This window comes from Micromonospora sp. NPDC005171 (assembly GCF_040608575.1).
GTDB lineage: Bacteria > Actinomycetota > Actinomycetes > Mycobacteriales > Micromonosporaceae > Micromonospora.
The window spans coordinates 1-14,401 of sequence record NZ_JBEXIM010000044.1 but is presented as its reverse complement, the minus strand read 5'-3'; the positions used below and the strand labels follow the sequence as shown (position 1 = coordinate 14,401).

Genomic DNA, 14,401 nt, shown 5'->3' with positions numbered 1-14,401 from the left:
CTATCGGGGACCGCTGGCGGGCAGGCGTCTCCATCTGGGGTCTGGACGAATGAAAACTTACACCGCTAGTTTAGGTATGACCGCTGCGGCCCGCAGCGGCGCACCGCCACGCCGACCGAGGGGGAACCGTGGACTTCGCACTGTCCGACGAGGAACGCGCCGTCCGAGACACCGTGCGCGCGTTCATCACCCGCGAGGTGATGCCCCTGGAAGCGGAGGTGCTCCGCCGCGAACGGGCGCACCAGCCGGGCCTCGACCACTCCGAGGTGCGCGAACTGCAACTCAAGGCGCGCAAGTTCGGCTTCTGGGGCCTGGCCACCCCGGAAGAGTACGGCGGGATGAACCTGCCAGCCGTCCTCCAGTCGTTGATCTGGACCGAGCTGGGCCGCACCTTCGTGCCGTTCCGCTTCGGCGGCGAGGCGGACAACATCCTGTTCCACGCCACCGAGGAGCAGAAGCAGGAGTTCCTCATCCCGACCATCGAGGGCGAGCGGCGCTCCTGCTTCGCGATCACCGAACCGGGCGCCGGGTCGGACGCGGCCAACATCCGGCTGTCCGCCCGCCGCGACGGCGACGACTGGATCCTCGACGGCGAGAAGACGTTCATCACCGGCGGTCACGACGCCGACTTCGCCATCGTCGTCGCGGTGACCGACCGGGAGAAGGGCGCCCGCAACGGCGGTGCCACCGCGTTCCTGGTGGACCGGTCCATGGGCTGGCGCTCGGAGTTCATCCAGACGATGGGCGAGGGCGGGCCCGCGTCGCTCGTCTTCGACGGCGTACGCGTGCCGCACCGCAACATCCTCGGCGAGATCGGGCAGGGCTTCACGCTCGGCATGGAATGGATCGGCAAGGGGCGCTACACCATCCCGTCGCACGCCATCGGCATCGCCGAGCGGGTGTTGCAGATGGCCATCGAGTACGCCAACACCCGGGAGACCTTCGGCGCGAAGATTGGCACCAACCAGGCCATCCAGTGGATGATCGCCGACTCCGAGACGGAGCTGGAGGCGGCCCGTTGGCTGGTGCTCCGCTCGGCGTGGACTGTCGACGCGGGCCTGGACCCCCGGCACGCCTCGTCGATGGGCAAGCTCTACGGCGCCGGCATGGTCAACCGGGTGGTCGACCGGGTGCTGCAGATCCACGGCGGCATGGGCTACACCCGAGAGCTGCCGATCGAACGCTGGTACCGGCAGGTCCGGCTCTACCGGATCTTCGAGGGCACCGACGAGATGCAGCGGCTGATCATCTCGCGGGACCTCCTGCGCGGCTACACGAAGATCGGTGGCCACCTGGCCTGAGCCGGATGTCTGCTGCCGTCGAGGACGGCCGGCCACGCGCCCGGCCGTCCTCGACGCCGGGTCAGCCGGTCAACGCCGTCAGCGCGGCGTCCACGTCGGCCTCCGTGGAATAGACGTGGAACGAGGCCCGGACCCGTCCGGCACGCACCGCCGCCCGGATGCCGGCCGCCGCGAGGCGCTGCTCCGCGTCGGGCACGTCCACGCTGACGATGGCGCTCTCCCCCGGCGGCCGGCCCAGCCCGGTCAGGAACCGGTTGGCCAACGCCACGTTGTGCGCCCCGATCGCCGACACGCCGATCTCGGCGACCACCTCCAGGGCGGGCGCCGCCCCGACCCAGCTGAACCAGGCAGGTGAGATGTCGAACCGGCGGGCGTCGTCGGCCAGCCGCAGCGGCGGGCCGTAGTAGGAGGCGTGCGGGTCGCCGGCCGCGTACCAGCCGGCCGCGTCCGGACGCAGCCGCTCACGCAACGACGGGGCTAGATAGACGTACCCGGTCCCGCGCGGATTCATCAGCCACTTGTAACCGCCCACCGCCACCGCATCGGCCCGGCCGCCGTCGAACGGCAGCCAGCCGCACGCCTGGGTGGCGTCCACCGCCACCAGCGCGTCGTGCGCGCGGGCCGCGGCCACGATCTCGTCGTACGCCGCGACCGCCCCGTCGGCCGACTGCACCAGGCTGAACGCGACCAGGTCGGTATCGGCGTCGATGGCGTCGACAAGCGACTCCAGTGGCACCGTGCGGACCGTGACGCCCCGCTGCTCCTGCACCAGCCAGGGGAAAAGATTCGAGGTGAACTCGACCTCGGGGACCACCACCGTGGCACCGGCCGGCAGCGCCGCCGCGACCGGCGCGAGCAGCTGGGACACCGCCGCGCCGACCGCCACGTCACCGACCGGCACCCCGATGAGGCCCGCGAAGGCGACGCGAGCCCGCTGCGTCGACTCGCCCCAGCCCTCCCACGACGTACGACCAACCCGCCAGGCGGCGAGGGCCTCCTGCACCGCCGCCCACGCCGGCTCCGGCGGCAACCCGTAGCTGGCGGTGTTCAACCAGCCCGGCTCCGGCTGCCACAGCTTCTGCGCCTGCTCGATCTCCATGCCGTCGACGCTAGGCCGAGCGGCGCGCGACCGGCACGACCAATCGGCGATCGGCGGCCTGTCAGATCCGTACGACGTCCTGACCGCGCGTTTCCTCCCGTGACCCCGGCGGGCTTCCGGCGCGGGCAGACGGTTTCCCGAGGGCGTGATGACTCTGCGGGATGGCCCTCACCAGCATCCTTCCGCGCACGGCGACGGGCGACTCCGGCGTCACGGCTTCCGGCGGGGCCCGACCGACTCATCGGCAACAGGCGGGCGGGCGCGGGCGAGACTGTCGGCGAGGCCGGCGAGCCACCTGTCCACCTCCACCAGGTGCCGGACCGACTGACCGTCGGCCTCGCCGAGGAGCGGACGGATCCGGTCCAGCTGGTCGACGCAGCTGCTCGACACCGGCGTCCAGGCCGAGGTCCGGCCGCTGGCGACCTCGTCGGCGAGGGCGTCGTACGCCGACCGCAGGCGCCCGGCGGAGTCCCGCAGGAACGCCACCGCCTCGGGCCAGCTGGCGAGACAGCCTGGCGGGTTGCGCCGCAGCAGCGACTCCGCGCCCGGCATGACGTGGTGCCCGGCGCTCAGCACGGCATCCCAGTTCACCTGCTGACGGTGTGGATCGTGCCGCTCGGAGTGGTACTGGCAGTACGACGAGTCGATCAGGACCATCCGCCGACGAACCCGGTTGAGGGCACCCTCGGGTGGCGGAGCGTCGCCGAGGATCGCCTGGACCGTCTGTTCGACCGCGTCCGCGTTCGCCGACAGGTAGCCGGCGGCGTTGTGCCGCAGGTCGTGGACCGCGCCGCGCGGCCACATGGCCACCCCGGCGAGCACGCCGATCACCGCGCCGAGCAGCACGTCGACGAGGCGGGCCTCGGCGAGCCGCCACCCTGCCGGGCTCAGCTGGGCGAAGACGACAGTCAGCAGCAGGGTGAAGAGCGCCTGCTGCCACACCGGACCGAGCAGGCGACCAACACCGAAGGCCAGCAGCAGGGTGATCGGCAGGACGACGGCGTACACGATCGGCTCGTCGACGACGAACATCACCCCGCCGCTGACCACCGCGCCGACGATCGTGCCCAGCACGGCCGGCCGCAGCGCGGTGCGGGTGTCGGAGGCCGAGGTGCGCAGGACGGTGAGGGTGGCCAGCAGCACCCAGAATCCGTGGGTCAGCTGCAACACTCCGGCGGCCACCCGGGCGATGGCGAGCGCCACGGCCAGCCGCAGTGAGCTGTGCAGGTGGGCCGAGCGCGGCGCCAGGTGGGAGCGGAACTGCCACCAGTACAGCGTCCACGGGCTGTGCCGGGTGTACTCGAACAGCCCCGAGGAGGCGTCGTCGCCGTCGAGCCGCGCGCCGGTGGCCACCCGGGAACCGACGGCGAAGACCCGCACCTGGTCCGCGAGGGCCAGCGCGGTCGCGTCCCGACACAACCGGGGTACGTCGGCCGCGTCGCGGACCTGACCCTCTCCCACCGGGTACGCCGCCTCGGCTCGTCCGACCGCCACGTCCAGGTCGGCGGGGGCTACCGCCGGGCCCCCCGGGGACAGGCTCCGGCCGGTGGCGCGGGTCATGTCCGCGCACGAGCGCAGCAGACGCGCCGCGGTCAGATCCGGGATCGGTTCCGGCGGGGCTTCCGTCGCCAGCCGGTCCGCCTCGGCGAGCACCTCCCGTAACGCGGCCGCGCAGATCCGCAACGCCCGGTCCTGAGCGCCCGCCGCGGTGGGCGCCCACGCTGGAGGGCTGCGGTTCAACTCGATCGCCGCCACCACGTCGTACGCCCGCTCGCGCCGATTGTCCCGGCCGCCCGCAGCGGCGTGCGGGTCGGTCAACCGCTCGGCGGCGGCGTCGAGGAGGGCGGCGACGCCGTCGGCCGCCTCGGCGAGGCGCTGCCGGTAGGAGACCGGCACCGGGTCGGGCCAGAGGAACACGTCGGCGGCGGCCAGTAGCACGACGGCGAGGGTCACCCCACCGAGTCGTTCCGGCAGGGTGCCCGGCTGGTACGGCGGGAACGACGCCAGGATGTAGAAGAGTTGGAACGCGCTCGCCAACCCCACCAGGCGCGGGTTGCCGACCCCGGCGAACGCCACCACGAACCCGACGACGAGCATGCCGGCGGCGGCCGCCCAGGTGCTCCACGCCAACAGCGAACCCACAGTGATCAGCGCCCACACCGCTGGCAGCGAGGACACCAGGATCCGCGCCCGTTGCGGCGCCGGACCGGGCAGCTGCGCGAACGACCCGGCGGCGATGGTGCCGAACAACCCGTAGGTGGCGAGCGTCGAACTGCCCGCCCCGTACCGGCAGCCGTAGAAGACGACGGAGGCGACGAGCGTCAGCCGGGCCGCGCGTCGCAGGATGGCGTCGCCCGGGTCACGGCGACGAAGCCGGCCAAGGAGGCTGGTTCCGAGCACGCCCGCTCCCCCGGTTCGTCGCAGCACCCCTCCCCGGCCCACCATTTTCCACCGCGCCCCGGCGGGGGCGGCGGGTTTGGCGACGAATCACCGTCGGGTGCTGCCGAGCAGACCGAGTCGGAGGGCCCGGAACAGGGTGCCCGGACGGCTCAGGGAGGCCGGATGGTCGAGCATGGTGGTGACCCGACCCAGCCGGGCGTTGAGCACCGGGTCGGTCAACGACGCCCGGAAGAGCAGGTCCCCGAACCACTTGGTGACCTTGTAACCGGGTGGGTAGGGCCCGTCGACGTGCGGCAGCTCGATGTCGGCGGTGGTGGAGATCTGCCAGGCGGCGTCGACCACCACGCGGACCTGGTCGAAGTACGCCCGCGCGGGCTCGTCGTGCGGCTTCGGACCGGACCGCAGGTACCTCGACAGGCAGGAGGCGTGCAGCGCCGCGGAGGTCATGCCCTGGCCGTACACCGGGTTGAAGGAAGCGACAGCGTCGCCGGCGGCGACCAGCCCGGCGGGCAGCCGGTCGAGCTTGTGGAAGTCGCGGCGTCGGCTGTCCGCCTGGTGGTACGTGACCACCCCACCGAGCATCTCCCCGTGTTCGGCGATGTCACCGAACATCTGCGGGTAGTGCTCCCGGCAGCGGGCGGTGAAGTCGGCGACGTCGCGGCTGGGCCGGTCCCCGTCGTACCCGGCCACCAGCATGATCCAGCGGTCCCCCTCGACCGAGTTGATTCCACCGATGCGGGCGGTACGCCCCTTGCCCGCCATGGTGTGGAAGACCGCCACCCAGGCGTCGCTGACCTCCTCGTCGCGCCTGAAGAGCGCCGTGGCGTAGTTCAGTTTGATCGGCATGCGGTGCATCGGCGGGCGCGGCCACCCGTGCTCGGCCAGCCAGTCGCTCAACCGGCTGGACCGCCCCATCGCGTCGACCACCAGGTCGGCCGCTTCGACGACGGGCTCGGTGCCCCCCTCGGGCAGGTACCGGGCGCCGGTGACCCGCCGATCGTCGAAGAGCAGGCCCTCCGCCCGGCCGTACACCATCCGGATGTTGTCGACGGCGAGGGTGCGCCCCCGGACCAGCGCCTCCAGGAACGGACGTGTGGTGATCAGCGCCGGCCCGGTGCCGGTCGGCGCGGGCGGCAGGCCCAACATGCCGTTCACGAAGACCTTCGCCGTGCTCGGGTCGCTCGGCGGCGGCGGGGCGCCGAGCGCGAGCGCCTCGTCGGCGATGCCGGGGAACCAGCGCTCCAACTGGACCTGACCGGCGGGCAGCAGCGCGTGCACCTGACTGCCCTGGGGCACACCCGGGCGTGGCCCGGCGTCGACGTCGGACGGGTCCCGTTCGATGATCAGCACTTCGTCGGCGTGGTCGCTCAACACCCGGGCCGCCAGCAACCCGGCCATGCTGCCACCGAGCACCACCGCACGTCGCATGACCACTCTGGTCTCGGCCGGTCGTTCGGCCGTCGCTAGCTCGGCGAAGAGCCGGGACGGAGAGGGGGGCATGCGATCACTCCTCGAACGGTCGGGAAAGCTCGGCATCCACGACCGTAACCACCGCAGCCCTCGTCGTCAGCGCCCAATTGGCCCGCCGCTTCTGGTTGGCACCCGGACGCGCTGGCCAGATCCGCGGCGGGCTCCGCTGACGAGGGTCGCGCCGGGTCCGGCCACCAGCTATGAATATCGGATGAGCGCGCATGCCGGCGCGACCCGGACCCTTCGTGCCCCGGGCCTTCCGGAGCCCGGGGTGGGCAGCCGGACCAGGCCGATCGCATGGTGGGGCTTCCTCTGCCTGGTGGTGGTCCTCTTCGCCTGCACGCCGGGAGACGAGTCGCGCCAGCCCACCACCCGGCCGGCCAACGGCACGGCGTCGTCGACGGATGCCAGCGGTGGCCGGCCGCCGTGCACGGCATCGGTCGATGCCCTGGCGGCACCGCCGACGGGCTACCGGCTGGTGGGGAAAGACGTGGCGGTGCCCGACGCCCGCGTGATGTCGACGGAGGATTCTGGGAAGGCCGATCCGGCGGCGCGACTGTTCGCCAAATGGGGGCTCGTCGTCCGCGCGGGCAAGGTCGTCGACCTGCGGGTGGCACCCGACTGGCAGGACAAGGCCCGACTTGGCTGGGGTGGCACCAGCACGCCCGCGAGGACCGCCAGGGTGCACGCCTGCACGCCGGAGGGTGGGCAGGCCCAGTGGCTGGCCTTCGTCGGTGGCACCTGGGTCGCGCAGGCCGCCTGCGTACCGCTCATCATCACGTCGGACGGCCGGGACGACCGCGTCAACCTCGGCATCGGTGCCCCCTGCGACGAGACCACCACGCCCTAGCCCCGCGCGCTCGGCCGGTCGGAGTGGACGGCGGCGTCTACTATCGACAACCTGCGTACCGACTGCTGGCGGAGATCGCTGTTCACCCCCGCCGATGCCCTGGACGTTCTGTCGAGAGGTCAACGACATGCTGACGGCCGAGGACCTTCCCCCGTTTCAGCGCGCCGTGTCCTACGAGTCGCAGCGCGGCCAACGCGTGTACGCGACCTTGATCGCGCTGCGGCTGTCCCTGCTTCTGGTGGCCGCGGTCGCGGGAGTCGTCACGTGGAAGCTCGACAGTGTCACACTGGGCCCTGCGCTCGCGGCGGGCGCGTTCGCCGCCACCTCGATCGTCGAGGTCTTCCTCCTCACCAATCGCCCCAACGAGCGGTGGTACGTCGGCAGGGCCCTCTCCGAATCCATCAAGTCACTCACGTGGCGATTCACCGTCGCAGCTGATCCCTTTCCCCGATCGCAGAGCGATTCGGCCGGCGTCGACGAATTCACCGACCGATTGTTGGGCTTGACCCGAGACATGTCAGCCGCCGGGTTGGCGGCCCCCGCAGTGGCGGGGCAACAAATCACGCAAGGAATGCTGTCACTGCGTTCCGCCTCCCTTGAAGACCGCCGCGCCGCGTACCTGACCGGTCGTCTGGAGGCCCAGCGAGCCTGGTACGCCGAGCGGTCGCTGTCGAATCGGGCACGGGCAACCCGCTGGTCGGTCAGCATGCTCGTGCTGGAGATAGTCGGGGTCACCCTGGCCGTGTCGAGGGCCGCCGGGCTGACCGACCTCGACCTGCTCGGAGTGGCCGCCGCGGCGGTGGCGGCCGGCGCGGCCTGGACGCAGACACGGCAACATGGCGCGGTGGCGACGGCCTACGCCCTGGCGAGTCAGGAGCTTGCCGCCATGGGCTCGCTGTCCACGCGGATCAGCTCGGAAGCCGAGCTGTCCCGGTTCGTCAACGACACCGAGACGGCGATCTCCAGGGAACACACGATGTGGCGAGCACGGCGACGCTGACGCCTCCCACTCTCGGCGCCCGCTACCCGCGGATCGACTCGGTCTTCCGGAAGTCGCGCTGTCGCTGTGGCTCGGATGCCCCGGCTTTCCGGCAACGGAGTGGATCACGGCGTGGACCGGGGTCGGGGCAGCCAGCGCCGCCCCGACCCCGGTCTCACGTCGTGAATCAGGCCGGCGCTCCGGCAGGCGCCGCTGCCTTCTCGTCGGGGCGGGACTCCGCCTGGTCGTCGTCGTGCTCGTCGAGCATCGTCGCCTCGTCGAACGGGTCGTTGCCGCTCAGCACCGCGGCCGCCCGCTCCCTGTCGAACTCTCCGGTCCAGGTTCCCACCAGCACTGTCGCCACGGCGTTGCCGGCGAAGTTGGTCAGCGCCCGAGCCTCCGACATGAACCGGTCGATGCCGACGATCAGCCCGACCCCGTCGACGAGGTCCGGCCGGTGTGACTGGAGGCCGCCGGCCAGCGTGGCCAGCCCGGCGCCGGTGACCCCGGCGGCACCCTTCGACGCGATGATCATGAACAGCAGCAGTGAGATCTGCTCGCCGATGGCCAACGGCTTGCCCAGCGCGTCGGCGATGAACAGCGACGCCATGGTCAGGTAAATCGCCGTGCCGTCCAGGTTGAACGAGTAGCCGGTGGGCACCGTGATGCCGACGACGGGCTTGCTCACACCGAAGTGCTCCATCTTGGCGATCAACCGCGGCAGCGCCGACTCCGACGACGAGGTGGACAGGATCAGCAGGAACTCCCGGCCCAGGTAACGCAGCAGCGAGAAGATCGAGACCCGGGCCACGGACCACAGCAGCGCGCCCAGGAAGACCAGCACGAAGATCAGGCAGGTGACGTAGAAGCCCACCATGATCTGGGCGAGGCTCTTGAGGGCGTCCACGCCCGTCGCTCCGACCACGGCGGCCATCGCGCCGAACGCGCCGATCGGCGCCAGCCACATGATCATGGCGAGGACCTTGAAGACGACCCGCTGGATGACGGTGATGGCGCTGAGCACCGGCTCACCCCGCCGGCCCATGGCCTGGACGGCGAAGCCGACCAGCAGGGCGACAAGCAGCGTCTGGAGCACCTTGCCCTCGGTCAGCGAGGAGAGCAACGTCGTCGGGATGATCCCGAGCAGGAAGTCCGCCGTACCGGCGGCCTCGTCACCGGCGGCGGCCTTGCCGGAGCCGGCGAGGTCCGGGCCGAGATTCAGGCCGGAGCCGGGGTGGATGAGGTTGCCGACGACCAGGCCGATGGCGAGCGCGACAGTCGACATGGTCAGGAAGTAGCCGAGGGCCAGGCCGCCGACCTTGCCGACCTTCGCGGCCTGCCGGACGGAGCCGACGCCGAGCACGATGGTGCAGAAGATGACCGGGCTGATCATCATCTTGATCAGGTTGACGAAGCCGGTGCCGATCGGCTTGAGTTCCTTGCCGAAATCGGGGGCGACCAGGCCGACCACGATGCCGGCGACGACGGCCACGATGACGGCCAGATACAGGTAACGGGTACGGTCCCGGCGGACCGCCGGAGCCGGGGTGGTGGCGGATGTGGTGGTGTCCATGTCGACAATGTGAAGCGCGTCTCACCCGTTGACAGCCTTGCGGTCATTCTGTTCACCGCGATGGCCACAGCGGTGGCGCGACAAGGAGGTGACGGGGTGGCCCGACGCCAGTGGAGCATCGCGGGGCAACTCTTCGCCCTCCAGGCAATGGTGGTGACGCTGCTCGTGCTGGCCGGCGCGGCGGGCGCCGTCTGGCTGGCCCGCAGCGACTCCCGCCAGGCCGCGCAGGAGGAGGTGCTCGCGGTGGCGCAGACAGTGGCCCGCTCCCCCGACGTCCGGGCGGCCCTCACCACCGCCGACCCGGCAAGCGTCCTCCAGCCGTACGCCGAATCGACCCGGCTGGCCACCGGCACCGACTTCGTGGTGGTGATGGCCCCCGACCGCACCCGTTTCTCGCACCCGACCCGGGACCGGATCGGCGAGCCGTTCGTCGGCGAGATCGGGCCCGCCCTGGCGGGCCGCCCGTTCACCACCACAAACGTCGGCACGCTCGGCGAGTCGGTGCGCGCCGTCGTTCCGGTCTACGACGAGCAGCGACGCCTCGTCGGTCTGGTGTCGGTGGGCATCACGACCCGCGCGATCGACCGTAAGCTGCTCGGCCAGTTGCCGGTGCTCTTCGGTGTGGCGGCACCGGCTCTGGCGCTCGCCGCGATGGGCTCCTGGCTGCTCAGCCGCCGGCTCCGCCGCCAGACGCACGGCCTGGGGCCGGCGCAGATGACCCGGATGTACGAGTACTACGACGCCGTCCTGCACTCGGTGCGCGAAGGTCTCGTCGTGCTGACCACCGATCGTCGGGTGGCGCTCGTGAACGACGAGGGCCGCCGGCTGTTGGGGCTCGACGCGGACACGCCGGTGATCGATCAGCCGGTGGCCGGGATCGACCTGCCGCCCGCGGTGGCCGAGCTGCTCGACTCCGGGCGGGACGCCCGTGACGAGCCGATCCTCGCCGGCGACCGGGTGCTTGTCGCCAACCAGCGGACCACCCGCTTCGAGGGCGCGGTGCTCGGCACCGTGCTGACCCTGCGCGACCAGACCGAGCTGCGCACGCTGGCCAGCGAGCTGGATTCGGTGCGGGCGCTGACCGAGGCGTTGCAGGCGCAGACGCACGAGTCGGCCAACCGGTTGCACACAGTGCTGACCCTGGTGGAGCTGGGCCGCGCCGACGAGGCCCTCCGGCTCGGCACCCGGGACCTGGCCCTCGCCCAACAGCTGACCGACCGGGTGGTCGGCGCGGTCACCGAGCCGGCGTTGGCCGCCCTGCTGCTCGGCAAGTCCGCACAGGCCGGCGAGCGCGGGGTCGACCTGGTCATCGAGCCGGACTGCCGCCTCGACGACAGCCCGCTTCCGACCGGCGACCTGCTCACCGTGGTCGGCAACCTGGTCGACAACGCCCTGGAGGCGGTGGCCGGCACGCCGCCGCCACGCCGGGTGCGGGTCTTCGTCGGCGCAGCCGACGACGAGCTGGTGGTCCGGGTCGCCGACAGCGGCCCCGGGCTGGCACCGGAGCGGGTCGCCGACGCGTTCCGGCGCGGCTGGTCCACCAAGAGCACCGGCCGGGGCCTCGGCCTGGCGCTGGTCGGGCAGGTGGTGCGACGGCACGGCGGCAGCGCCGAGGTGGGTCGCTCGGACGACGGCGGCAGCCTGTTCACCGTCCGGCTGCCGGGCAGAAGCGAGCGGTCGTGACGGACATCCGCGTGCTTGTCGTCGAGGACGAGCCGCTGCTGGCCGAGGCGCACAGCGCGTACACCGAACGGGTTCCCGGTTTCGTGGTGGTCGGGGTGGCGCACACCGCGCGGGCGGCGATGGCGGCCCTGCGCGCGAACGACGGCGGCGACGTGGACCTCGTACTCCTTGATTTTCGGCTGCCCGACCTGCACGGCCTGGACGTCTGCCGGGCGCTGCGCGCGGCCGGCAGCAGCGTCGACGTGCTCGCGGTGACCTCCGCGCGGGACCTGGCGGTGGTACGCACCGCCGTGTCCCTCGGGGTGACCCACTACCTGCTCAAACCGTTCACGTTCGCCGCGTTCCGCGACAAGCTGGAGCGGTACGCCGACTACCGCGCCCAGGCGCTCGCCGACGGCGAGGTCACCGCCCAGCACGAGGTGGACCAGATGTTCGCCACCCTGCGCGGCACCGCCGGGCACAGCCTGCCCAAGGGGCTCGACGCGCACACCCTCGACCGGGTACGCGCCGCGCTCACCGACGGCACCCGCGCGGAGGTCGGGCTGTCCGCGACCGAGGTGAGCGCGTTGACCGGAATCTCCCGGGTGACCGCCCGCCGTTACCTGGAGTATCTGGTCACGGTCGACCGCGCCGCCCGAACGCCCCGCTACGGCACCCCCGGCCGCCCCGAGGTCGAGTACCGCCCTCGCTGAGCGGGGCATGACTCCGCCCCGACACCGGCCGCGAGATGCCGCCCGCCGATGGTGGAAGTGGGAGAATCGACGTCGAACCGATACCCGGAGGTGGGCCGTGACGTCGAGCAATGCCGAACGGACGCCCGAGTGGCCGGCGGCTGAGCACGTGCCGGCCGAGGAACTGGCCCGTCGTCAGGGCATTCAACCCATCGCCTCGGTGGACGACCTGGCGCGTCCGGACCTCTTCGAGTCGGACGAGGAACTGGATGAGTTCCTCGCCGACCTGTACACCTCTCGGCGGGCCGGCGCCGCATGAGCCTTGTCGTTCTGGACACTCGCCGACTTCGCTGAGTACGACGGGCTACGTCTCTTCGACGTGTCCTAGCTTCGGCACCAGCGAGCATCGCTGTCCAGTCTGCGAAGCTGCACCTGGCCGGGAATCCGGTGGCGGGGTGAAGATCCGTTGTTAGACTTGCCTAGTTGGGTTAGTGGCACGACCAGGGAGACCAGACATGGCGGGTGACGACGACATCTCCGGGTGAGACCGGACATGTTCGGCCATCGGTCCGGCGCGCGTAGGCGCAGCCGCCGTGGCCATGCCGTCGTTCCACCGGTTCCCGTTGTCGTCGGGCGGCCTAGGCGCGCCCACCCCACCCTTTGAGGTCACTCGCATGTCTGATGCGTTCATTGTCTGCTCGAATCTGTCCTTCTCCTGGCCGGACGACACCCCGGTCTTCTCGGAGCTGTCCTTCACAGTGCCGGGCGGCCGCACCGGCCTGGTCGCGCCCAACGGCGCCGGCAAGAGCACACTGCTGCGGCTGATCGCCGGGGAGCTGCGGCCCAGCGGCGGCAGCGTCACCGTCGACGGCCTGCTCGGCTACCTTCCGCAGACGCTGCCCCTGGCCGGTGATCTCAGCGTGGCGCAGGTGCTCGGTGTGGCCGAGCGGATCGCGGCACTGCATGCCATCGAGGCCGGCGACGCCAGCGAGGAACACTTCGCCACCATCGGCGACGACTGGGACATCGAGGAGCGCACCCACGCCGAGCTGGACCGGCTCGGCCTCGGTGAGCTGTCACTCGACCGGCGGCTGCACACCCTCAGCGGCGGCCAGGTGGTCTCCCTCGGCCTGGCGGCGCAACTGCTGCGCCGGCCGGACGTGCTGCTGCTCGACGAGCCGACGAACAACCTGGACCTGGAGGCACGGCACAAGCTCTACGACGTGCTCACCGACTGGTCCGGCTGCCTGCTGCTGGTCAGCCACGACCGGGAGCTGCTGGACCGGATGGACCGCATCGCCGAGCTGGACCGGGGTGAGATCCGCTGGTACGGGGGCAACTTCACCGCGTACACCGAGGCGGTGCAGGCGGCGCGGGAGGTGGCCGAGAGCAACCTGCGCAACGCCGAGCAGGAGGTCAAGCGGGAGAAGCGGGAGATGCAGCAGGCCCGAGAACGCGCCGACCGACGGGCCAGCAACGCCGCCAAGAACCTGAAGAACGCGGGCCTGGCCCGGATCGTGGCGGGCGGTCTCAAGCGCAGCGCGCAGGAGTCGGCGGGCAAGGCGCAGGAGACGCACGCCGGCCGGCTCGGGCAGGCCAAGGCCCGACTCGACGAGGCGGGGCGAGCGGTACGCGACGAGGACCGGATCACCGTCGACCTGCCGGACACCACCGTCCCGGGCGGTCGCACGGTCTTCTCCGGCCACGGGATGCGGGCACGCTTCGACGACCGGGAGCTGTTCGGCGGCGACGGCGCCGACCTGGTGATCCGGGGGCCGGAACGGATCGCGCTCACCGGAGCGAACGGCGTCGGCAAGTCGACCCTGCTGCGCCTGGTCCAGGGTGACCTGGAGCCGGCCGGCGGTGAGATCCGGCGGGCCGACGGGCGGATCGCGTACCTGTCGCAGCGGCTGGACCTGCTGGACCTCGACCGTACGGTGGCGGAGAACTTCGCCGCGTACGCGCCGAACCTGCCGGACGCCAAGCGGATGAACCTGCTGGCCCGGTTCCTGTTCCGGGGTGCCCGGGTGAACCTGCCGGTCGGGGTGCTCTCCGGCGGCGAACGGCTGCGCGCCACTCTCGCCTGTGTGCTCTGCGCCGAACCGGCGCCGCAACTGCTGCTGCTCGACGAGCCGACGAACAACCTGGACCTGGTCAGCGTCGGGCAGTTGGAGAGCGCGCTGTCCGCGTACCAGGGTGCGTTCGTGGTGGTCAGCCACGACGAACGGTTCCTCGCCGAGATCGGCGTGCAGCGCTGGTTGCGGTTGGCCGACGGCCAACTGCGGGAGATCAGCGCCCCCGACCGAGGCTGAGCCTGGCGGTCCGGCCGGCGCACGCCGGCCCGGCCCCGGCCCGGTCCCCGCACGTTTGAACAC

General features: G+C 71.7%; 11 protein-coding genes. 7 read left to right on the top strand and 4 right to left on the bottom strand.

Going from position 1 to position 14,401, the window contains the following annotated elements; all coding sequences use genetic code 11:
• Window positions 1-128 precede the first annotated feature (128 nt).
• A complete protein-coding gene (locus ABZU74_RS29850) occupies window positions 129-1,301 on the top strand; it encodes an acyl-CoA dehydrogenase family protein (protein WP_355430757.1) in 1,173 nt (390 codons plus the stop codon).
• A gap of 61 nt (window positions 1,302-1,362) precedes the next feature.
• Here ABZU74_RS29850 and ABZU74_RS29845 read toward each other — a convergent pair whose 3' ends face one another.
• From ABZU74_RS29845 to ABZU74_RS29835, 3 genes are all read right to left on the bottom strand, one after another.
• Window positions 1,363-2,400, bottom strand: coding sequence for an aminotransferase class V-fold PLP-dependent enzyme (locus ABZU74_RS29845; RefSeq protein WP_355430754.1), 1,038 nt, complete (start codon window positions 2,398-2,400; stop codon window positions 1,363-1,365).
• Between the two features lie 210 nt (window positions 2,401-2,610).
• A complete protein-coding gene (locus tag ABZU74_RS29840; protein WP_355430751.1) occupies window positions 2,611-4,800 on the bottom strand; it encodes an FUSC family protein in 2,190 nt (729 codons plus the stop codon).
• An 87-nt stretch (window positions 4,801-4,887) separates the two neighbouring features.
• Entirely contained in the window at window positions 4,888-6,300 is a 1,413-nt protein-coding gene (locus ABZU74_RS29835) for an FAD-dependent oxidoreductase (RefSeq protein ID WP_355430748.1), read from the bottom strand.
• Window positions 6,301-6,481: 181 nt separating this feature from the next.
• Here ABZU74_RS29835 and ABZU74_RS29830 point away from each other — a divergent pair, with 181 nt between their 5' ends.
• Together ABZU74_RS29830 and ABZU74_RS29825 are read left to right on the top strand one after the other, a co-directional pair.
• On the top strand, window positions 6,482-7,120 hold the full coding sequence (locus ABZU74_RS29830) for a hypothetical protein (protein ID WP_355430745.1): 639 nt from the start codon (window positions 6,482-6,484) through the stop codon (window positions 7,118-7,120).
• A gap of 127 nt (window positions 7,121-7,247) precedes the next feature.
• The gene (locus ABZU74_RS29825) at window positions 7,248-8,120 is read left to right on the top strand and encodes a DUF4231 domain-containing protein (RefSeq protein WP_355430742.1); all 873 of its coding nucleotides are present in this window, start codon (window positions 7,248-7,250) and stop codon (window positions 8,118-8,120) included.
• Window positions 8,121-8,286: 166 nt separating this feature from the next.
• Here the strand turns inward: ABZU74_RS29825 and ABZU74_RS29820 are convergent, their stop codons facing one another.
• Window positions 8,287-9,672, bottom strand: a complete 1,386-nt coding sequence (locus ABZU74_RS29820) for a cation:dicarboxylase symporter family transporter (protein WP_355430739.1) — start codon at window positions 9,670-9,672, stop codon at window positions 8,287-8,289.
• 96 nt (window positions 9,673-9,768) lie between these two features.
• Here ABZU74_RS29820 and ABZU74_RS29815 point away from each other — a divergent pair, with 96 nt between their 5' ends.
• The 4 genes from ABZU74_RS29815 to abc-f all read left to right on the top strand — a co-directional run bounded on the left by ABZU74_RS29815 (window position 9,769) and on the right by abc-f (window position 14,338).
• A complete protein-coding gene (locus ABZU74_RS29815) occupies window positions 9,769-11,355 on the top strand; it encodes a sensor histidine kinase (protein WP_355430736.1) in 1,587 nt (528 codons plus the stop codon).
• Window positions 11,352-12,047, top strand: coding sequence for a response regulator (locus tag ABZU74_RS29810; RefSeq protein WP_355430733.1), 696 nt, complete (start codon window positions 11,352-11,354; stop codon window positions 12,045-12,047). Before ABZU74_RS29815 ends, ABZU74_RS29810 begins: the two co-directional genes overlap by 4 nt.
• A 97-nt stretch (window positions 12,048-12,144) precedes the next feature.
• A complete protein-coding gene (locus ABZU74_RS29805; RefSeq protein ID WP_355430730.1) occupies window positions 12,145-12,345 on the top strand; it encodes a hypothetical protein in 201 nt (66 codons plus the stop codon).
• A gap of 355 nt (window positions 12,346-12,700) precedes the next feature.
• A complete protein-coding gene (gene abc-f, locus ABZU74_RS29800; protein WP_355430727.1) occupies window positions 12,701-14,338 on the top strand; it encodes a ribosomal protection-like ABC-F family protein in 1,638 nt (545 codons plus the stop codon).
• Window positions 14,339-14,401: the final 63 nt, after the last annotated feature.